General features: G+C 39.3%; 17 protein-coding genes. 5 read left to right on the top strand and 12 right to left on the bottom strand.

The genetic code is table 11. From position 1 onward, the window contains the following. Nucleotides 1–17 precede the first annotated feature (17 nt). Nucleotides 18–2,102 carry an RNA degradosome polyphosphate kinase gene (locus ACQCT8_RS03080; protein WP_426868383.1) on the bottom strand — a complete coding sequence of 695 codons (2,085 nt, stop codon included), beginning with the start codon at nt 2,100–2,102 and terminating at the stop codon, nt 18–20. Between the two features lie 89 nt (nt 2,103–2,191). After that, nucleotides 2,192–3,718, bottom strand: coding sequence for an exopolyphosphatase (ppx, locus tag ACQCT8_RS03075; protein ID WP_426868382.1), 1,527 nt, complete (start codon nt 3,716–3,718; stop codon nt 2,192–2,194). Between the two features lie 147 nt (nt 3,719–3,865). Here ppx and ACQCT8_RS03070 point away from each other — a divergent pair, with 147 nt between their 5' ends. Beyond that, nucleotides 3,866–4,312 carry a YkyB family protein gene (locus ACQCT8_RS03070; RefSeq protein ID WP_426868380.1) on the top strand — a complete coding sequence of 149 codons (447 nt, stop codon included), beginning with the start codon at nt 3,866–3,868 and terminating at the stop codon, nt 4,310–4,312. Between the two features lie 178 nt (nt 4,313–4,490). Here ACQCT8_RS03070 and ACQCT8_RS03065 read toward each other — a convergent pair whose 3' ends face one another. The 4 genes from ACQCT8_RS03065 to corA form a co-directional block, all read right to left on the bottom strand. Then, complete coding sequence (locus tag ACQCT8_RS03065) at nt 4,491–5,402, bottom strand: chemotaxis protein (RefSeq protein WP_426868379.1); 912 nt, start codon at nt 5,400–5,402, stop codon at nt 4,491–4,493. Between the two features lie 279 nt (nt 5,403–5,681). Beyond that, nucleotides 5,682–6,134 (bottom strand): TlpA family protein disulfide reductase, encoded by a 453-nt coding sequence (locus tag ACQCT8_RS03060; RefSeq protein WP_426868377.1) that lies wholly within the window; start codon nt 6,132–6,134, stop codon nt 5,682–5,684. A 164-nt stretch (nt 6,135–6,298) separates the two neighbouring features. Beyond that, entirely contained in the window at nt 6,299–7,636 is a 1,338-nt protein-coding gene (locus tag ACQCT8_RS03055; protein WP_426868375.1) for an MFS transporter, read from the bottom strand. A gap of 283 nt (nt 7,637–7,919) precedes the next feature. Further along, nucleotides 7,920–8,918 (bottom strand): magnesium/cobalt transporter CorA, encoded by a 999-nt coding sequence (corA, locus tag ACQCT8_RS03050; protein ID WP_426868374.1) that lies wholly within the window; start codon nt 8,916–8,918, stop codon nt 7,920–7,922. Nucleotides 8,919–9,066: 148 nt separating this feature from the next. Here corA and ACQCT8_RS03045 point away from each other — a divergent pair, with 148 nt between their 5' ends. Next, on the top strand, nt 9,067–10,209 hold the full coding sequence (locus ACQCT8_RS03045; RefSeq protein WP_426868372.1) for an aminotransferase class I/II-fold pyridoxal phosphate-dependent enzyme: 1,143 nt from the start codon (nt 9,067–9,069) through the stop codon (nt 10,207–10,209). Nucleotides 10,210–10,288: 79 nt separating this feature from the next. Here ACQCT8_RS03045 and ACQCT8_RS03040 read toward each other — a convergent pair whose 3' ends face one another. Next, a complete protein-coding gene (locus ACQCT8_RS03040; protein ID WP_426868370.1) occupies nt 10,289–11,155 on the bottom strand; it encodes an NAD(P)-dependent oxidoreductase in 867 nt (288 codons plus the stop codon). Between the two features lie 103 nt (nt 11,156–11,258). Between ACQCT8_RS03040 and ACQCT8_RS03035 the strand changes: the two genes are divergently transcribed. Continuing rightward, nucleotides 11,259–11,915: a GNAT family N-acetyltransferase gene (locus ACQCT8_RS03035; RefSeq protein WP_426868368.1), complete on the top strand. Its 657-nt coding sequence runs from the start codon at nt 11,259–11,261 to the stop codon at nt 11,913–11,915. A 131-nt stretch (nt 11,916–12,046) separates the two neighbouring features. On the opposite strand, the gene ptsP is transcribed toward ACQCT8_RS03035, so the two are convergent. The 4 genes from ptsP to ACQCT8_RS03015 all read right to left on the bottom strand — a co-directional run bounded on the left by ptsP (nt 12,047) and on the right by ACQCT8_RS03015 (nt 15,212). Further along, nucleotides 12,047–13,765 carry a phosphoenolpyruvate--protein phosphotransferase gene (ptsP, locus tag ACQCT8_RS03030; RefSeq protein ID WP_426868366.1) on the bottom strand — a complete coding sequence of 573 codons (1,719 nt, stop codon included), beginning with the start codon at nt 13,763–13,765 and terminating at the stop codon, nt 12,047–12,049. A gap of 3 nt (nt 13,766–13,768) precedes the next feature. Beyond that, nucleotides 13,769–14,032: a phosphocarrier protein HPr gene (locus ACQCT8_RS03025; protein WP_278241778.1), complete on the bottom strand. Its 264-nt coding sequence runs from the start codon at nt 14,030–14,032 to the stop codon at nt 13,769–13,771. Nucleotides 14,033–14,271: 239 nt separating this feature from the next. Further along, nucleotides 14,272–15,003 carry an SDR family NAD(P)-dependent oxidoreductase gene (locus ACQCT8_RS03020; RefSeq protein WP_426868363.1) on the bottom strand — a complete coding sequence of 244 codons (732 nt, stop codon included), beginning with the start codon at nt 15,001–15,003 and terminating at the stop codon, nt 14,272–14,274. A 14-nt stretch (nt 15,004–15,017) separates the two neighbouring features. Next, nucleotides 15,018–15,212, bottom strand: a complete 195-nt coding sequence (locus ACQCT8_RS03015; RefSeq protein WP_426868361.1) for a hypothetical protein — start codon at nt 15,210–15,212, stop codon at nt 15,018–15,020. Between the two features lie 210 nt (nt 15,213–15,422). On the opposite strand from ACQCT8_RS03015, the gene ACQCT8_RS03010 reads away from it, so the two are divergent. Continuing rightward, nucleotides 15,423–16,028 carry a CPBP family intramembrane glutamic endopeptidase gene (locus tag ACQCT8_RS03010; protein WP_426868360.1) on the top strand — a complete coding sequence of 202 codons (606 nt, stop codon included), beginning with the start codon at nt 15,423–15,425 and terminating at the stop codon, nt 16,026–16,028. 438 nt (nt 16,029–16,466) lie between these two features. Then, nucleotides 16,467–18,593 carry an AAA family ATPase gene (locus ACQCT8_RS03005; RefSeq protein WP_426868358.1) on the top strand — a complete coding sequence of 709 codons (2,127 nt, stop codon included), beginning with the start codon at nt 16,467–16,469 and terminating at the stop codon, nt 18,591–18,593. 190 nt (nt 18,594–18,783) lie between these two features. On the opposite strand, the gene ACQCT8_RS03000 is transcribed toward ACQCT8_RS03005, so the two are convergent. Beyond that, nucleotides 18,784–20,481, bottom strand: a complete 1,698-nt coding sequence (locus ACQCT8_RS03000) for a M3 family oligoendopeptidase (protein WP_426868356.1) — start codon at nt 20,479–20,481, stop codon at nt 18,784–18,786. Nucleotides 20,482–20,538 lie beyond the last annotated feature (57 nt).

The raw sequence follows: 20,538 nt of genomic DNA, 5'->3' as shown, positions 1-20,538 counted from the left end.
ATGACTAAAGACACTTCTTATATATCTCTATTCGCTTTTTCCAGGAAAATTTGCTGGGATTGAACCGACTTGTCCTGTTTTTTTAATATGTAGCTGTATTTTCCAGTATGGTCCTGATAACGGGCTTTGATATTGTCACGCAGCTGCCAGTTTAATATTTCCAGCAGCTTCAGTTTATTCTCTTGATCAAGGATAGGAAAGAAAATTTCCACACGCTTTTCCATATTGCGTGTCATTAAATCGGCTGAGGAAAGATAAATCTTTGGATGGTTATTTTGATTAAAATAATAAATCCGGCTATGCTCCAGATACCGTCCAATAATACTAAGTACCTTAATGTTTTCACTTACCCCTTCAATACCAGGCTTTAAGCAGCAGATCCCCCGAACTATTAAGTCAATTTTGACGCCTTTGCACGAGGCTTTATAAAACTTTTTGATGAGTTCTTTATCTGTCAGGGAATTCATTTTTGCTATAATATGACCATTTTTCCACTTTTCATGATAAGCAATTTCTTCATCGATTAACTCACTCATTTTATCTCTGATCGAGAAAGGTGCCACCACTAAATGATCATAAACCGGCTTTTCAGTGTTCCTGCTGATAAAGTTAAAAAACTTTTCCGCATCCTTCCCAACCTCAGGATGTGAAGTAAGAATGCCCATATCTGTGTAAATTCTCGCTGTTTCTTCGTTATAGTTGCCAGTTCCAAGATGAACATAGTGCTTCAAACGGTCTTCTATTTTCTTAACAACAAGTGTAATTTTACTGTGTGTTTTTAAGTAGTTCATTCCATAAATGACTGTACAGCCTGCTCTTTCAAGTTCCTTTGCCCATTTTATATTTTTTTCTTCATCAAACCTGGCTTTTAATTCTACAAGCACAGTTACTTTTATGCCATTTTTTGCAGCTTTCTTTAAATTTGCAATCACAGGAGAATTTTTGCTTACTCTATATAAGGTTTGTTTTATTTCTATTACGTCTGGATCCTCTGCTGCAATGCCGACAAAATCAACGATCGGATGGAAAGAATCGTAAGGGTGGTGAAAAAATAAATCCTGTTTGGAAACCAGTTCAAACAGATTAACATCGCTTTTCAGGATCTCAGGTGTATGCGGTTCAAATGGCGGAAACAATAAATGCTGTTTTTCATTTTCTACTTCCTTTATAAATGCAGACAGAAATGTTAAATCCAAAAAGCAATTTATTCTGTAAACATCTTCTTCTTCTATTTCAAGTGCATCAATTAAATAGCTGATTGCTTCGTGATTCTGCTCATGCTCCTCTATTTCAAGCCGAACCGCCGCTCCCCATTTCCGATTCTTCAGCTCTTTTTCAATTTCAATTAATAAATCGCTTGATTCATCTTCATGGATGGTTAGATCTGCGTTCCGGGTAATTCTAAAAGCAGTCGTTGAAGATACAATATAATCCGGGAAAAGCTTGTAAATGAAACGGGATATTACATCTTCGAGCATAACAAATGTCTCGCCTTCATCTGATGGAACACGAATAATGCGGTTTAAGGAAGCGGGCATTTGAATAACCGCCATTTCCTTAGGTTCACCACTGGCTCCCGTTTCATTATTCAAGTAAACGAGCAGGCTGAGACTTTTATTAGGAAGTTTAGGAAAAATACTATTGATCCCGATCATCATACTCGTTAACTTTTGTACGATATGCTCTTCAAAGTAGTACTCAATGTACTCAAGCTGATAGTCTGTCAGCTGAAATGGTTTTAGAAAAAACATGTCTTCTTTTTCCAGTTCAGGGGAGATCTCATCCATAAAAGCCTTCATTTGAAGATCAACCAAATAATGGTTATATTGTGATATTTCTTTTAATTGCTCCTTAGGGGTAAGCCCTGCTTTATTTTCTGGTTTAGTAAAGTTAGCTTTTACCTGATCCTTAAGCCCTGCTACTCTAACCATAAAAAATTCATCTAAATTTGAACTGAATATGGCGAGGAACCTTAATTGTTCGAGCAGAGGATTTTTATGATCCATTGACTCCCATAACACCCGTTCGTTAAAAGCAAGCCAGCTCAGTTCTCTATTATTGTAAAAAGATGTGCTTTCAAAGAATTGATTTTGTTCCTTCATTCTGCCCTCACCTCTGATATAGAAAATAGTCGTTAGATCTAATTATAAAAGAATGAATATGAAGCCAGCATGTATAGAGTGTTAAAGTTTTATTTTTTTACGAACTCCAGAACAATCGATTTCTTTATAGCTTTTTCCAAATGTTTTTTTTGTTTTTCTGATTGATATTCTTCAGCAAGTGTATTGCCAGCAGCCTTCAGTATCATTTTCAATTCCCGGGAGGATTGCTGAACCGTTACCTTATTAATTAGTCTCCTTTTGGATCCATTTAGACTATAAGCAAATTTCAACAGTGCTCCAAGCTCCCTGATTGTCTGCTGTTCTTCTTTTGTAAACCATTCTGAAAAAGGCTGCAAATATTGCTGCAGAGAGGATTTATTTTTAAAGGATGCAATCAACGCCAGTTTAATTCTGTCATGATGGAGCACTCCGTCAATCGAACGGTTGGCGATCAGATAAAATGTGTGCTGGCTGCTTGATTCAGAATCGATATATTCTCCAAGGTAATATAAGTATGCCCCCCGTTTCAGCAGCAGAAGATCGTCCTCTGAATGCTGAAATTCTCCGATAGTGCATAGCTGCTGATAGAGGTCAGCTGATAATTTCATCATGTACTCTGCATCTAAGGAGTTGATGGAGTAATCAAAAGACAGCTCTTTTAAACTGTTAATAAAAACTTCATGTTTACTGACAGGAGTGATGTTATTGTTCATCAGCTCCTTAATGACAATTCCGTCCCGAAGGCCTTTGCGGCTGAACAAAAATCCGGTAGCGCGGGTAATTTCAAATAGCTGGCAAAATACCTGCGAAGCCGGAGCAATGATGTCAGAACGGTCAGATGAAAGTCCATCTAATTTTTCGAGTTCATCTATCGTTTTTGACAACAACTGATCTCTGAGTGTAAATAGAGAAGTTTTAGACATGAAATACTGATGGACGCCTGCGATTGGATACTCCTTTAACTGCTGATCAATTTGAGCAATGTTTCTGGCGCTTCCTCCTATCGCGACAATAGGCACTTGTTTATTGTGAAGCCACGAAAGAGAATTAAAGCGATCTTTTAAGAAAGCAATCAGCTTTTTTTGCTCACTTGAAGTCATGATCTCTCCTTTCATAAATTTTTTTTTCAGTGTAACAGCACCAAATGGAAAACTATGTGAATGCTTAAGCTTTTTATCTTCAAAATACGTAATTTCGGTACTTCCGCCCCCCATGTCAATGGTGACACCTGATTTGATCGGCGTGCTGTGCACCACTGCAACATAACCGAAATAGGCTTCTTCTTCCTCTGTCAAAATGGATACATTCCAGCCTACCTTTTTTTCCACTTCTTTTAAAATGTCCTTTTGATTATCTGCCTGTCTTACAGCTGCTGTAGCCACTACCCTCAAATCAGTCAGCTTGTGATAATCCACAATTTCTTTAAACGCTTCGAGAGTTTTAATGAGGATTGATATGCCTTCATTACTCATTCGTCCTGCTTCGTTTAAATACGTGCTGAGTCTTGCAACTGTTTTAATGTTCTCTATTTCGCGCATCCCTTTATCCGATTCGTAATGATAAATCACCAATCGAATCGTATTAGAACCAATATCAATGACTGCAGTCTTTTTCATGTGCTCATCTCCATTTAATTTACTCCACATTCTATTATATCTTACATCGACTCTCTGCTACTTTATTCCTTTTCCCTCTTCTTGCCTTTAAAAATCCTCTAATAGGGGCTATACTTTAAAAAAGCATAAAAACAAGGGAATGATGATATGACTGAATATGACTCCAAAAAAAATACCGTATCGGCACTTTCTCAAGCATTGTTTACCGTAAATAAACACGCCAAGACTGCCTCTGACCCAAAATATTTATACAAGCTAAAAAAAGAAGCTCTCTCTAAGCTTCTCCAGGAGGATAAAGCCAGGAAAATAGGATTGCAGTTTTCCAGAAATCCCGGCATGAGCCAGCAAAGATCTGATGTATTGGTAGAATGCGGAGAATATCTTTTTCACCTGCCGCCTAAAAAAGAAGATTTTACTACGCTCCCCCATCTAGGAAAGCTTTCTGATACTTTTCGAAACCCCAAAACCAAAATGAGCTTAAGAGAAGCAAAAACCCTTCTTCAATCTTATACCGGACTTTCTGACCATCAGCCGCCTGCACCAGGAAAGCATAGGACATATCAAAAACCGGTATTTAAAAGACTTGGTGAATAATGGAACTATAGTGTAAAGAGCCTGGGACAAAAAACGTCTCAGGCTCTAATATGGGTTCAATGCGCTTCTTTCAGCAGGCAGCTGAGATCTATACTTTTTGAGGCAGGTCTCACTCATATTAACAAGTCCTTGCACAAAAAGATAAAAAAATTATTTTCTAAATTGTGGTGCTGGCTGCTTAAAGAGCCAGCCGGTCAATAGACTGCACTAATTCGCTGATTTGAGGCTTGCTTATTTGTTCATCCGCGCCTACCTGGTTTCCCTTGTGTTTTAAATCCTCCGTGATAAGAGAAGAAAAAATAATGATTGGCAGCTTAGAAAAAACAGGGTGTTCTTTTACTTTTTTTGTGAAGTGATGGCCGTCCATCTGGGGCATCTCGATATCTGTAATGATCAGCTGAATACTATCTTCTATTTTACTTCCGCTGACTGCCTCTTCTATGGATGTCAAAAAATCAAAAGCGTCTTTTCCGTTCTCAAAAAACTCGATTTGATCGTACCCCGCTTCATTTAATGTATCGAATAAAAGCTTGCGGAGCATTGGAGAATCCTCTGCTATAAGAAGCTTTTTTGAGGAACGTTCTCTTTTTCCTAATTGTTTTACCATCCCCACATTAATTCCCGTCTCCGGATTGATCTCGAGCAAAATTTGTTCAAAATCAAGCAGTAAAAGCATTTCGTCCTGCCGTTTAATGACGCCAATAACCTGAGAGGCATCATTTTGATATATTTGTGAAGGCTTTTCAATTTGATCCCATGATATTCTGTGAATCATGGAAACATTATCAACTTGAAAAACAATTTTCTGCTGATTAAATTCTGAAACAATAAATTTTTGCTGCGGCATAGTCTTCTGGAGTGGAGCCCCCAGAACTTTACGTATATCCACTACCGGAAGAACTTCTCCTCTTAGCTGAATGATTCCCATGACGAAAGGATGGGCATGGGGAATCGGGGTAACAGCTGCAGGCTGAATTATTTCTTTTACCTTGATAACATTAATTCCGTACCTGTTCTGATTGATCTCAAATTCAATTATTTCCAGTTCATTTGTTCCGCTTTCAAGAAGAATGCCCTGATTTTCTTTCACTGGGTCCACCTCTGTATCTTTTTTCCTATACTATATCATGACAAAAGGTTGAAGGCACGAAAAAAATGAGCCTGAGACAAATCTGTCTCAGGCTCTCTTCCACGTTTACTCCACTTAAGGGGACGCTTAATGCAGAGACGGCTGCTTGAACATTTAAAGGGCGTTGCCTGTAAATACTCAGCTAGGCGCCATCTCCTACAGAACCGCAACCTTCCGCTCTGCTTACCTTTTACTGACAATGTGTAGGATTACTCATTTTTCTAGTAGTGGTCCGCAGGCTTATTTCTTTTCTTCGACTCCAAGAACACGATTTAACCGCTTGCGAAGCATCTTCATGCCGCTTCCGCCTGCTTGAAAATGACGGAGCTGGCCTTCTTTGTCAAATACATAATAAGCAGGTACATATTGATTTTCAAAAGCCTCTGTCAGCTTATGATCTCCGTCTACAAAAATCGGCTGAACAATGTCATGACCTCTTGCCACTTGTTCAATTACACCCAAATCGAGGTCGTCTTCAGATCTCGGCATATGAACCGCAATCACATTAAGGTCGTCCTCATATTCATCACGTAACTCATTAATATCCGGCATTGCTTCTTTACAAAGATGGCAGCTTACAGACCAAAAATGTATTAAAGTGGGCTTCTCTCCCACCAGATCATTCTTTGACACCTTGCCATTCAGCCATTTTGTAGCTCCCTGCAGTTCGGGCATTTGTTCTCGCAATTTCATATAAACAGCCTCCTTAACATTAGCGTGATCAGATTCTCTTCACCATATTCATGTATAAACCAAATGGTGTGATTTATCTTTTTTCACCACATTAAAATAATTATTAAAAAACACATTTTCCATTATAGAAATGAGGACGCTGTCAGTCAAGAAAAACGCTTTGATTAGGATATTTCATTATGCGGGGGCTGCTTAACTTTAAATAAGATAATTAATCCAATTATCGCCATAGCTGCAAGGGATGATATAGCAAAACGGCTTGCTATATCGCCGTATCCCCTTAAACTGAGCGTAATGGTGCCATAAATTAAGGGTCCAATAATAGATGAAACTTTACCGGAAAAGGCAAATAAGCCAAAAAATTGCCCCCTTTTTTCTTCTGGTGTCAATTCCACGATCAATGTTCGCGATGTTACCCACATCGAGCCGAGTGCTATGCCTACCAGACTGCCGGCCAACCAGAACATCCATTGCGCTACAGCGAGTGCTGCGATTACCAGCGCAGAGATTAAAATGCATGCAACCGCAATAATAGCATTTCTTGAGCCGATTTTTTTTGTTATGTATCCAAACATGAAAGATCCTATAATGGCCGCGATTGTAGAAACCAAATACAAAATAATAAATTGCCCGCTGTTAAACCCCACCACAGCTGTAGCATAGATTGCCATTATCGCGATGGTCGTTGCAATGGCATCATTGAGAAAAAAGTAAGCAATCATAAATGTAAAAACATTTTTATACGATTTCATCTCTTTAAATGTCGACCAGATTTCTTTATATCCTGATAAAAACGATTCATTTGATTGTTTACTTTTATACTTTGCCGGTGGATCCTTTAAAAAGAAAAAAAGTGGAAGTGAAAAAAGCAGATATAAAATGGCTGTTGGGATAAATGCCTGTTCCGGACTTCCTTCCTGCACAAATAAATAAACCGTTAAACCAACCAGCGTGCCAAGATAGCCTATCGCTACGCCGAATCCTGAGATTAAGGGCATTTCTTCTTTCGTGCCCAGATCACTCATCATCGTGTCGTAAAAGACAAGAGAGCTATTAAAAAAGAACTTTGCTATCACAAACATAATAACCACTAAAAACAGTTCTGCAGGCAGCCCAAACCATTCTGCATCTAAATTGCCAAGCGCCAGGACCCCCATCATAAACGTTCCGATTATAGAAATAGAGGCAAACCAGACAATATATTTCTTCTTCTGGCCTGTGCGGTCGATCCAGACTCCATATAAAGGGGAAAAAAGAACAAGAAAAAAACTGGCCAGAGCATTTGCATATGAGATAAATGTACTTGCCACCTGGCTCATTTCTTCGCTGCTGCCTATCACAGAATCAAGATAAAAAGGGAAAAAAACAGTGTTTATATTTGAAGAAAAGATGGTGTTGGCAAAATCATACAAAGCCCATGACAAAATAGGCAGTGTTAAATAAAGCTTCCATCCCTTCCTCGGCGGGTGCGTGTTACTTGCTTGAATTGGTGTTTTTTGCATAGGTAATAGATCCTCCAATCTGCTCTCTATACAATTCCGGCAACAGGGGTACTTTTCCTTCTCATTTACGCATTATTTACATTTACATTATGAAAGCTCTTAGCTGAATAGTATCTTACGAATTTTAAAAACACGTTTTATTCCCGTTTAAGCACCAATATCAATATTCCCTTCGTTATAAGAAGACCTAAAAGATGCTCTCACCTAATTCCGTGAGAGCATCCGTGGTTTTAGCATTTATTAAAAATGGTATAACAGGCACAAGCCCCTCCGCTTTGCTTACCTATTTAAGGAAAATTCTTCTTCTCTTCTTCTTTTTTGATTTTGAAAAGCGCAGCCAGCCAATCTTTCTAAATACAAAAAACATGATTATCGCGATAGCTGCCATAATACCCAGCACCACGAAATAGCCGTTTTGATATTCAAGTTCCGGAATGTGAACAAAATTCATCCCATAAAGACCAGCTATAAAAGTTAATGGCATAAAAATCGTCGTAATTACAGTCAGCGTCATCATAATATTGTTCATTTTGTCCGAACTGACAGATATGTAGTTATCCCGAATGTCTGAAGAAAATTCCCTGTAGGACTCAAGCATCTCTACAAGTTTTATTACATGGTCATAAATGTCCTGAAAATAAAGCTGCTGCTCTTTATCCATAGAGATTTTCGAAGTGCTTAGCAATCTGTATAAAAGATCACGCATTGGAAGCAAAGATCTCCTCAGCTTTTGCATATCATGCCTGACATCAAACAGCCGATCCATTAAATCATGAGAAGAATTTTCATCAGTACGTTCTTCTATATGGTTTAAATGGTCTTCAATTCCGTATACATATGGAAAATATTCGTCTACTATGTTGTCAACGACGGCATGTACTAAGCTGACAGGATCAAACTCTTCCACGTCCGTGCATTGCTGAAGCTTCTTCCAAAGCTGCTCAATACCTTCAAGCTTTTCGTGATGAAACGTGACAAGCATGCTGTCATTAACAAATAAATTCAGTTCCTGTGCATCATACGTGTCTTTTGACAGGCTGTGTACCAGAAAAAATATATACTCATGGTAATCATCTAATTTTGGCCGTTGATAGCCTCTTTCCATACAATCTTCTATTGCAAGCGGGTGAAAATCAAAGGCTGCTGCAAGCTCCCCTTCCTCCTCTTTGTCCGGCTGGTCAAAATCCACCCAGTACCAGTCAAACTCACCCCGTTTAATGTCTTCAAGAGAAGCATTTTGTTGACAGGTTCCATCCTTTTTGAAGCCGATCGTTCTAATCATGTAATTCTTCCTTTCACGCTCGATACTTAGGTTTATCCATTTTAGTAAACGTTTAATCCTATTTAATGAAAATGCTTTTATTGAAACATGCCTTTTGATTAGTGAAATGGTAAACTATCGTAGAAACATGAAAAGGAGGGAACTCTCTTTGAGTATGAAAATAAATCCGCATGTACATAAACTCGAGATATCCGGAATAAGACAATTCTTTAATCGTATATCTCACATAGACGATATGATCTCCCTGACATTAGGTCAGCCTGACTTTGAAACACCAGGACATATAAAAAAGGCAGCCATTCAGGCAATTAATCAAAATTTCACCTCCTACACCCATAACGCAGGGTTCATTGAGCTAAGGCAGGCAATCAGTGATTTTATGAAACTGAAGTATCATCTGCACTATCAGCCTGAAAATGAGGTTATCGTTACGAACGGAGCTTCACAGGCAATTGACACTGCACTAAGAACCATTCTGATGCCAGGGGACGAAGTCATTCTGCCAAGCCCGGTTTATCCCGGTTATATGCCCATTATCGAGCAGTGCGGAGCCGTACCTGTACTGATTGATACCACCCAGTCAAATTTTAAAATAACGGCACATCAAATCCAAAACGCTTTAACACCTAAAACAAAATGCATCATACTGCCTTACCCCTCTAACCCAACAGGTGTTAGTCTGCTTCAAAGTGAGCTTGAAGCCATCGCCAAAGTGGTAAAAGAAAATGATTTACTTATCTTGGCTGATGAAATTTACAGCGAACTCACCTATGATCGTAAGCATGTCTCTATAGGCAGCATGATCAAAGAACATACGATTACTATTAATGGCCTTTCAAAGTCTCATGCCATGACGGGTTGGCGCATTGGGGTGCTGATGGCACCAGAGTGGATAGCAAAAGAGTGCCTTAAAGTGCATCAATATAATGTTTCATGCGCCTCATCCATCTCTCAAAAAGCAGCACATGCCGCTTTTACCACCGGTATGGAGGATGCTGTTCCAATGAGAGAGGAATATCGGAAAAGACGTAAAATTACTGGAGACTACCTTAAAAGCCTGAACTTTAAAACAGTAGAGCCGGACGGAGCCTTTTATTATTTGGCTGGCATTCCATCTTCCATGACTTCATTTGATTTTGCGGTTCAGCTTGCAGAAAGCGCAAAGGTTGGGGTGATCCCCGGCACTGCCTTTGGAAGCCACGGAGAAGGGTACATTAGAATTTCTTTCGCATGTTCCGAAGATTCCATCCATGAGGCATTCGACCGCATCAGCAAGTTTCTAGATAATTAAATTGAGTAATTCTTTCATCTAATTTAGAAAGCCGGATAAGCACAGCGTTTCATGTGCTTATCCGGCTTTCCCGTTGCCACTATCCGTAATACGCAATCAGCGCCTGTGTTCCATTGTCATCGTATCCTGAATTTGATAGTTCATTATATAGAGAATAGGCTAATTGCAGCCCCGGGAGCTTGAGTTCCATCCGTTCAGCTTCTTCTAAAGCAATCGACAAGTCTTTTATAAAATGCTTTACGTAGAAGCCCGGTGCAAAATCGTCGTCAATCATTCTTGGAGCCAGATTCGATAAAGACCAGCTGCCTGCTGCGCCTGTTGAAATACTTTTCAGCACGAGATCTAAGCTTAAACCTGCTTTTTTTGCATACGTCAGTGATTCACATACCCCAATCATTGTGGAAGCAATAACAATCTGATTACTCATCTTAGTGTTCTGACCGCTTCCTGCAGAACCGTGATAAACAATATTTTCGCCAAACGTCTTAAAAAGCGGGAGAACCTTGGAAAAGCTTTTTTCGCTTCCTCCTGCCATGATGGACAGAGTACCATTTTTCGCTCCAACGTCTCCCCCTGAAACCGGTGCATCTAAAATGAACAAACCAAGTTCCTCAGCAGACTGATTGAGCTTTACTGCCAATGAAGGAGTAGACGTAGTCAAATCAATGAAAATCGTCTCTTCTTGTGCATGCTGAAGCAATCCATCCTTTCCCAAATACAGCTCTTCAACATCTTTTGGATATCCAACCATTGTAAAGATAATCTGGCAGGTCTGGGCTATATGAGCTGGTGAGTCCTGCCAAAATGCTCCATTCTCAATTAGAGAATCGGCCTTCTTTTTTGTACGGTTAAAAATGTGAATTTCATTTGGCAACGCCAGCAAATGCTGAATAATTCCGGTTCCCATTACTCCTGTCCCAATAAAGCCAATCTTTTTCTGTTCCATGAAACCCCTCCTTTTTCTTCTATCCTTCATTATTCCTTAATGAAGGAGAAAGAGCAAAGCTATGGTAGGATGATAGATAATAATTATAATAGGAGGCTTTGCTATGATTAAAACTTTTTATATTTATAAGGGAGAGGAATTACTGCCAGTAAAAATCAGAAATTACACTGTTGATGACGCAGAAGGGCTGATTCAGATTCAGAAAAAAGCATTCCCGCCTCCTTTTCCTGAAGAATTGCTCTGGAGTAAAGAACAAATCGCCCAGCATGTATCTTTATTTTCAGATGGTGCATTATGTCTTGAAGTAAATGGGGAGCTTGCGGGATCGATAACGGCCATGAGAATTGATTTGGATGATCAGAAGCAGCATACGTGGGAGGAAATTACCGATGCAGGATGGATAAAAAAACATAATGACGCAGGCACAACGCTTTACATTGTTGATATATGCATCGATCCTACGTTCAGAGGTCTTGGTTTAGGAAGACAGCTTATGTATGGTGCGTATGAAACAGTCATTTATTTAGGAATGAACAGACTTGCAGGCGGCTGCAGAATACCCGGATATGCAGCTCATAAAAACGAGCTAACCATTGAAACTTATTTTGAACATTTAACAACCGGTAAATTAAAAGATCCTGTATTTAGTTTCTTAGTAGGCGCAGGGAGAACACCTGTCAAACTTATACACGATTATATTGAGGATGAGGAGTCTGGTAACTCTGCAGTACTAATGGAATGGAAAAACCCGTTCCAATAAATAAAAAAAGAACCGGATAATGGGGGTTATCCGGTTCAAAAAAGGGAAATCAGAATGAAAAAGTATGCTTGTACTACTTATATGCTTCCCCGATTCACAATACTTTATTCATTTTTAAAGTAACAATTTGATTACAGTTTTACTGCGTTTTTTACGATTGAGATTACTTCCTCATTTGTTGATAATGAAAGAGCTTCCTCTGCAAGAGATTTCATCTCATCTCGTGAAAGATTAAGGAGCTGAGCACGGGCCGGAAGAATTGATGTTGCACTCATGGAGAATTCATCAAGTCCAAGTCCTAAAAGGATTGGAATTGCAATTTCATCCCCAGCCATTTCACCGCACATGCCAGTCCACTTACCTTCTTTATGAGAAGCGTCAATAACCATCTTAATTAATCTTAAAATGGCAGGATTATAAGGCTGATACAGATATGAAACACGTTCATTCATACGGTCAGCTGCCATCGTATATTGAATTAAATCATTCGTTCCGATACTGAAGAAGTCAACTTCTTTGGCAAATTGATCAGCAAGGACAGCAGTTGAAGGAATTTCAACCATGATGCCGACTTCAATATCGTCAGAAACGGCTACTCCTTCTTCAAGAAGCTCTTCTTTCACTTCCATAAGAATCGCTTTCGCACTTCTAAACTCCGAAAGATTCGAAATCATCGGGAACATGATTTTAAGATTGCCATACACGCTGGCGCGAAGAAGCGCACGCAGTTGAACCTTAAATAAATCAGTTTCTTCCAGACAAAGTCTGATCGCTCTGAAGCCAAGGAATGGATTCATTTCATGAGGAAGGTTTAAATATGGGAGCTCTTTGTCTCCGCCAATATCCAATGTACGAACGACAACCGGTTTCCCTGCCATTCCCTCAAGAACCTCTTTATAGGAAACAAACTGCTCTTCTTCAGTTGGAAGTTCATTTCGCCCCATATAAAGGAATTCAGTACGGTAAAGTCCGATTCCTTCGCCGCCGTTATTGCGAACCCCTTCAAGATCTGCAGGAGTTCCAATATTTGCAGCAAGCTCCACATGGTGTCCGTCTTTTGATACAGACTTTTCGTTAACAAGCTTTGCCCACTCTGCTTTTTGTTCAGCAAACTGACCCTGCTCTTTTTTATAATTGCTGATAATCTCTTCTGTCGGGTTAATGTGAACCTCACCATTAAGCCCATCCACAATAACCAGGTCGCCGTTTTGAATCTCTGATGTTGCTTCTTTTGTTCCTACAACTGCAGGAATTTCCATTGAGCGCGCCATAATTGCGGAATGTGATGTTCTTCCACCGATATTTGTAGTAAATCCTTTAACAAATTCCCGGTTAAGCTGAGCTGTGTCAGAAGGTGTTAAATCCTCAGCTATTACAATTACTTCTTCAGAGATCATACTTGGATTAAGTACTTTTACACCGAGCAGATGAGAAAGCACACGTTTGGTAACATCACGAATATCCGCAGCACGTTCCTGCATATATTCGTTATCCATTTGTTCAAACATTGTGACAAACATATCAGCTGTTTCTTTTAATGCTGCTTCCGCATTTACAGCATCCTGCTTAATTTTATCCTCAATAGGACTGATTAATTCAGGGTCACTTAAAACCAGAAGATGCGCTTCAAAGATCGCTGCTTTGTCTTCTCCAAGTTCTGTTTTTGCACGGTCCCGAATCACTTCGAGCTCAGAGCGCGAAGTCACCATCGCCTGTTGAAAGCGCTCAATTTCCTGGCCGGGATTATCTACCTTTTTTTCTTCAAACGACAAATCCGGCTCTACCAGACGGTAAGCCTTTGCAATTGCAATGCCGCTTGAAGCTGCAATACCTTTAAGTATAGAGGACATCTTTTATGCCAAACCTTCACTGTGCAATGTTTCTTCGAGGCTTGTAAGAGCTTCCTGCTCATCGCTGCCCTCAGCATGAATAACGATTTCAGCGTTTTTGCCAACACCTAGAGACATAACACCCATGATTGATTTAAGGTTTACTTTTTTGCCTTTGTACTCAAGCTGTACATCTGAATCAAACTTGCTCGCTGTTTGAACAAGCAATGTAGCCGGACGTGCATGGATACCTGTTTCTGCTGTTACTGTAAATTGTTTTTGAGCCATAATTTATCTTCTCCTTTTAACTTGTATTTACAACATCACCATATTAAATTAACGAATTAACACATAAGAGTCAATAAAATATTAATTGTAAAATAATACGATGAGTTTGTTTTAACTTTCTTAAGAACTAAGAATAACATGTAAACCCTTCTATAACAACGATTTTGCAGTTGTAGAAACTTCCTTCATTGACTTTATGATGGAAATTTCACATCTCGAATATACATAAACGTATTTACTTAATGTTCGTAGATCATTTTTCGGGACATGCCTCCATCAATAATGAGGTTTTCTCCATTAATAAAGTTGTTGTCTTTATCCGTCAAAAATAAACAAGCTCTGGCAATATCACTTACTTTTCCAACTCTATTTGATGGATGCTGATTGTGATCGACATCTCTTAATTCTTCATAGTTTTCGGTTTCAATCCATCCAGGGCTTATAGCATTTACGGAAATATTCTTTTCACTAAATGTTACAGCAAGCGAATGGGTTAGAGCATGTATGCCTCCTTTTGATGCTGAGTACGCCTGAGTATTCTCTTCAGACATAAAGGCGCGGGTAGAACATAAATTAACGATGGAACCGCCGTTCATAAAACGGGCTGCTTCCCTGGAACAATAAAAGACACTCGATAAATTGCTGTTTATAATGGACAGCCAATCTTTTTCTGTAACATCCCATATCGATTTAAATTCCGATCTGCCCGCATTATTGATGAGAATATCAATTCTCCCTGATATATTCATAACCTGCTGTACCATCCCTGCAACATGCTCCAGATTTCCAACATCCGCATATTGGCCAAAAGCTGGAAAGCCATCTTCTTTTAACTGATTTACTTCTTTCATCAGAGTCTCTTCATCTGCGTCCACTAAATGAACCTCATCTCCCCGTGAAAGAAATGTCTTAGCAATCTCCAGGCCTATGCCTTTTGCTGCTCCAGTAACCACTGCCACTCTTTTTGCCATAGATAAAAACCTCCTTAGCTTCTTGGATCCTCCAGGTATTCATAGAGGACATGACCATTGCGCTGGGCTATTCCCCTGAAATGCTTAAAATCAGGCTGCGCAACAATCTGCTCTCTGAAAGATTGAAAGTCTTCCTTTGAAATTTCAAGCTTTGCTATTTCACCATTCCTCAAATCGTTCAGCATTTCTTTCATTCTATCTTCTGTCATTTGCTGCTCCTTTCTTCTACCCTTCTTTACTTTATTATTAACTAGTATTCTGTTGATAAACCAGTTATGAAATATGGATTTTGGCCGATCTAAAAAATTTCACTATATTCTTCTATTATTTACTGTTAAAATGTTCTTTATATTTTGCTGTTTAAAATCTATCATCTTTAAGATTCATTTTTCATGGGTCGAACCCGGGAGGTTTATTATTTGTTTAAGCAATTTTTATGGCCGGCAGTAGGCCTGGCAGTGATTCATCTATTAATGTACTTTACATTTTTTGATCAGAAGATATTCTGGTATTTGTATTCAGGTACAGCGTTGGTGATGATTGCTTTTAGTATCTCACAATCCGGCATCGAAAAGGGCCGGCACCCGATAAATCGCTCAATTATGTACGGCATCTTCTCCGGGCTAATCCTATACGGCATACTTTTCTTTACCTACCAGCTATTCTTGCTGCTGCCTGGTCAGCTTGATGAGATTATTTCTTCTCTCTATAAAGATCTAAAACCGGATATGGTGTGGCAGCTCCTTTCACTCATTTTAATCATTGTACCTGCTGAAGAAATATTCTGGCGGGGCTTTATTCAGCGAAAGCTGCTTGAAAAAGCATCACCTGTCATGAGCGTAGCGATTACTTCAATTTTATCTGCTTCTGTATTTTTATATTCAGGGGAGTGGACCTGGATGGCCGCAGCTTTTATGGGATCCATCATATGGGGAATTATTTATAATTGGAAACGGAGTATCTCATTAATTGTCATTTCACATTTAGTGTTCGACTTACTATTTTTCTACGTCGTTTTTATCTGAAGAAAGTATGGCATGTAAATGACATCCGTATACTCATTTGACATTATCCATTGCTCCGGAATGTTGAGGGATATACGCTAAATTACTTTTAAGAAATTGAATACTTGCAAATAGAGTGTCCCATGTTTTTTATTGGGGCATTTTTTTGTGCATGGGATAATAAAACATTTAGATCATACTGGCTGGCTTGCCTTCCTCTCCTTTTTATTTTAATTTTGAATTTAGCAGCTTTTTAAATCACTTTCATTCCTTATCATCAATGTTCAATTTCAATATACTTCAATCAAAATACTTGAAAGTCAAATAAGGTCAAATTATACTATGAGTATAAGGTCAATAATAGTCAAATAAGCAGATCAATAGACACGACATTGCCCTTTCGATACAATAGCAAAACATTCAATAAATTATAATGATTTTATATAAGGAGGAGTCACAATGATTTGTGAAAAATGTCAATCAAATCAAGCGAATGTTCAGCTACGTCTTCAAATTAATAGTCAGCAGCAGGATTTCAACTTGTGCTCCAATTGCTATAGAGAAGAAAAAGCGAAACTTCATTCTGCTATGAACAAACAAAATAAACCGTCTAATGAATCACCTATTGATGATTTTCTATCCTCTTTTAACCAGGGTCAGCCTAATGCTAAAAATAAAGCTGCTCAGCAAGGTCAAAAAGATGGCTTGTTAGAAGAGTACGGTCGCAACATATCACATCTGGCAAAAGCCGGTCTTATAGATCCTGTTATTGGCCGTGATAAAGAAATTGACCGGATGATAGAAGTCTTGAATCGCAGAAATAAAAACAATCCGGTTCTCATCGGTGAACCAGGTGTCGGTAAAACAGCAGTGGCGGAAGGCCTTGCGGCACGGATATCAGAAGGAAAAGTTCCGTCTAAGCTGAAATCCAAAGAGGTTATTTTACTTGATGTCGCATCTCTTGTGTCTAACACAGGAATCCGTGGACAATTTGAAGAGCGGATGAAGCAATTGATTGCAGAGCTGCAATCTAAGAAGAATGTCATCCTTTTTATAGATGAGATTCATCAAATTGTGGGTGCCGGTTCTGCAGAAGGTTCTATGGATGCAGGCAATATTCTTAAACCTGCCCTTGCCCGGGGAGAAATGCAGCTCGTCGGTGCTACGACGTTAAAAGAGTACCGCAAAATTGAAAAAGATGCAGCGCTTGAAAGACGTTTTCAGCCAATTCAAGTTAATGAACCTTCAGTAACAGAAGCACTGGTTATTTTAAATGGACTTGCTCCTCACTATGAGAATTTCCACGAGGTTACCTATGACCAGGAAGCTCTTGAAGCGGCCGTAAACCTTTCTCACCGGTATATTCAGGATCGTTTTCTACCGGACAAAGCGATTGATCTGCTTGATGAAGCCGGCTCAAAATTGAATTTAACTGTGGATGCAGCAGATACCGAAACAATCAATCAGAGGCTATCAGCGATTCACACTGAAAAACAAGCAGCATTAAAAGAAGAGAACTATGAACTCGCTGCTGCACTTCGGGACGAAGAGGAACAGCTTGAAGAACGTTTAAATTCCAGCAGTACCTCGATTCAGCCAACTGTTACTAAAGAAACAATTCAGCAGCTGATTGAACAAAAAACCGGTATTCCCGTGGGCAAGCTCGAGGAAGATGAGCAGGAAAAGATGAAGCGCATTGAACAAAGCCTAAATGAAAAAGTGATTGGTCAGCAGGAGGCAGTTAAAAAAGTAGCCAAAGCTGTAAGAAGAAGCCGGGCAGGCCTGAAATCAAAAGACCGTCCAACAGGCTCATTCTTATTTGTTGGCCCAACAGGGGTAGGGAAAACGGAGCTTTCTAAAACACTCGCATCCGAATTATTTGGAAGCAAAGACCATATGATCCGTCTTGACATGAGTGAGTATATGGAAAAACACAGTACGGCTAAATTAATCGGCTCACCTCCAGGTTACATCGGACATGATGAAGCTGGGCAATTAACCGAAAAAGTACGCAGATCTCCTTACAGTATCATTCTGCTGGATGAGATTGAAAAAGCGCACCCGGATGTTCTCCACATGTTCCTTCAAATTATGGAGGATGGCCGTTTAACAGATAGCCAGGGCCGAACTGTTAACTTTAAGGATACCGTAATCATCATGACAAGCAACGCAGGTGTAGGTGTGAAAAAGCAGGCAGTCGGGTTTGGCTCAAATACAGCATTAAATGAAGCAAATCTATTAGATTCATTAAGCGACTTTTTTAAACCGGAATTTCTAAACCGGTTTGACAGCATAATTGAATTTGCTTCCCTAGGAAAAGAAGATCTGCTTCAGATTATTGATCTTATGCTTGAAGATCTTGACATGACATTGGCTGAACAGGAAATGACCTTGTCTGTTGATCATGATGTGAAAGAAAAACTTTCTGAACTGGGCTACCACCCTGCCTTTGGTGCACGACCACTAAGAAGAGTGATACAGGAGCATATAGAAGATGCTATTACAGACTTTATGTTTGAGCATCCTGAAATTAAGAATGTTCAAGCAGTTTTAGAAGCAGGAACAGTGACGTTAAAACAAAAGTAAATAGAGGGATCTATTGTAAGTAGTAAGGAAAGAGCCTGAGACAAAAAATGTCTCAGGCTCTTTGACGTTCAGGCGGATTCTTTCGCAGGGACAATGGTGAGCCATTCCATGGCCTTGCCCTGTATAGTCTCAAGCAAGCTCCATATCAAACAGGAGTCACTTCTTTGCTCATTTTCCATTCATCTTAAACTTAAAGAGATTTATCATCTACTGAATTTAACCAATCTTCAATGATGCCGATTACAGATTCCACACATCCGTCTTCAAATGGAGAAAGTAAATTGGCTTCTTTTACAAGGGCTGTAAAGGACTTAGATCCTCCCAGCTGACATAAGTGCAGATAGTCTTTCCAAGCTTCATTAAAGTCTTCGCGGGACCGCTTCCAAAATTGAAATGCACAGATTTGAGCCAAAGTATAATCAATATAATAGAACGGGGATTCATAGATATGCCCCTGACGCTGCCAGACTCCCCCTGCCTCTAAGTAAGAATGACCTCCATATTCCCTGTGGGGTAGATAAATCTTTTCAATTTTTCTCCAGGCTGCTTTTCTTTCCGCAGGCGTCATTTCAGGGTTTTCATAAATTGCGTGTTGAAATTCATCTACCGCGACGCCGTATGGTAAAAATAAAAGACTGCTGCTCAAATGAGAGAATTTATACTTTTCCGTCTGATCTTCAAAAAACCGTTCCATCCAGGGCCATGTAAAAAACTCCATGCTCATGGAATGAATCTCGGCTGATTCATGCGTCGGCCATAAATATTCGGGAATGTCTATGTGTCTGCTCGAGTACACTTGAAATGCATGGCCGGCTTCGTGGGTCAAAACATCTATGTCCCCTGATGTCCCGTTAAAGTTTGAAAAAATAAAAGGAGACTGATAATCTTCTATAAATGTACAGTAGCCCCCTGCTTCCTTCCCTTTTTTTGCTTCTAGGTCCATAAGTTTTCGAGATATCATATACGTAAAAAATTCATCCGTTTCAGGCGAGAGTTCCTGGTACATCTTTTGACCATTTTCAATAATCCAGTCAGGAGACCCCTTAGGCACAGCATTGCCGGAGAGGAAAGACAACGGCTCATCCCAAAACATCAGTTTTTCAACGCCAATTCTTTTTGCCTGTCTTTTCCGAAGCTTTGTTGCCAGCGGTACAATAAAATCACGCACCTGGTTTCTGAAATTTTTAACCATTTCTGCATCATAGTCAATCCTGAGCATCCGTATGTAGCCAAGCTCTGTAAAATTCTTATATCCTAATTTAACTGCAATTTCGTGACGCACTTTTACAAGCTGGTCATAAAGGTCATCAAATTTATCTTCGTGTTCCTTATAAAAATCATAATTTGCAAACGTTGCTTTTTTTCTAGTTTCGCGATCAGTGGATTCAGCATAAGGATACAGCTGAGCCAATGTTAACTTCTCTCCATTGAACTCTACTTCTGCAGATGCCACAAGCTTTGAATATTGTGAAGTCAGTTTATTTTCTTTTTGAAGCAATGAAATGACCTCTGGGGAAAAAGCTTTCATTGAAAAATCTGCCAGATCAAAAAGCTGTGACCCCCATTTTTTTTCAAGCTCTTCCTTATAAGGCGAATCAACCAGAGCACGATAAAACAAATTTGTTAATTCAGTTAATTGCGGCTCAACTTCATCAAAAAAGTCTCTCTCGTTTTGATAAAATTCGTCATTCGTATCAATGGATGCACGAATGTACGCTAAATTAAATTGAGTTGACAGCTTATTTCTAAATTTATTTATCTGGGTGATGGCTTCTGTCTGTTCTTCTACAGAACCAGCATGCTCAAACGAATTCAGCAGCTGCTGAAACCGGACTTTTTCTTCTTCAAGCTCTGGCCGCTTGTACTCATATTGATCAAATGTTTTCAATTAAAATCCCCCTTTTTAAATCACATTCTATTTTCAAATAGCAATTTCCTTCAAGAA

The organism is Jeotgalibacillus proteolyticus (assembly GCF_050107735.1).
GTDB lineage: Bacteria > Bacillota > Bacilli > Bacillales > Jeotgalibacillaceae > Jeotgalibacillus > Jeotgalibacillus proteolyticus_A.
This window is presented reverse-complemented; position numbering and strand designations above follow the sequence as displayed.

Excerpts from the sequence above, each read along its gene's own strand:
- ACQCT8_RS03080 (WP_426868383.1), bottom strand. The coding sequence starts at position 2,102 with ATGAAGGAACAAAATCAATTCTTTGAAAGCACATCTTTTTACAATAAT.
- ppx (WP_426868382.1), bottom strand. The coding sequence starts at position 3,718 with ATGAAAAAGACTGCAGTCATTGATATTGGTTCTAATACGATTCGATTG.
- ACQCT8_RS03070 (WP_426868380.1), top strand. The coding sequence starts at position 3,866 with ATGACTGAATATGACTCCAAAAAAAATACCGTATCGGCACTTTCTCAA.
- ACQCT8_RS03060 (WP_426868377.1), bottom strand. The coding sequence starts at position 6,134 with ATGAAATTGCGAGAACAAATGCCCGAACTGCAGGGAGCTACAAAATGG.
- ACQCT8_RS03055 (WP_426868375.1), bottom strand. The coding sequence starts at position 7,636 with ATGCAAAAAACACCAATTCAAGCAAGTAACACGCACCCGCCGAGGAAG.
- corA (WP_426868374.1), bottom strand. The coding sequence starts at position 8,918 with ATGATTAGAACGATCGGCTTCAAAAAGGATGGAACCTGTCAACAAAAT.
- ACQCT8_RS03040 (WP_426868370.1), bottom strand. The coding sequence starts at position 11,155 with ATGGAACAGAAAAAGATTGGCTTTATTGGGACAGGAGTAATGGGAACC.
- ACQCT8_RS03035 (WP_426868368.1), top strand. The coding sequence starts at position 11,259 with ATGATTAAAACTTTTTATATTTATAAGGGAGAGGAATTACTGCCAGTA.
- ptsP (WP_426868366.1), bottom strand. The coding sequence starts at position 13,765 with ATGTCCTCTATACTTAAAGGTATTGCAGCTTCAAGCGGCATTGCAATT.
- ACQCT8_RS03025 (WP_278241778.1), bottom strand. The coding sequence starts at position 14,032 with ATGGCTCAAAAACAATTTACAGTAACAGCAGAAACAGGTATCCATGCA.
- ACQCT8_RS03020 (WP_426868363.1), bottom strand. The coding sequence starts at position 15,003 with ATGGCAAAAAGAGTGGCAGTGGTTACTGGAGCAGCAAAAGGCATAGGC.
- ACQCT8_RS03015 (WP_426868361.1), bottom strand. The coding sequence starts at position 15,212 with ATGACAGAAGATAGAATGAAAGAAATGCTGAACGATTTGAGGAATGGT.
- ACQCT8_RS03005 (WP_426868358.1), top strand. The coding sequence starts at position 16,467 with ATGATTTGTGAAAAATGTCAATCAAATCAAGCGAATGTTCAGCTACGT.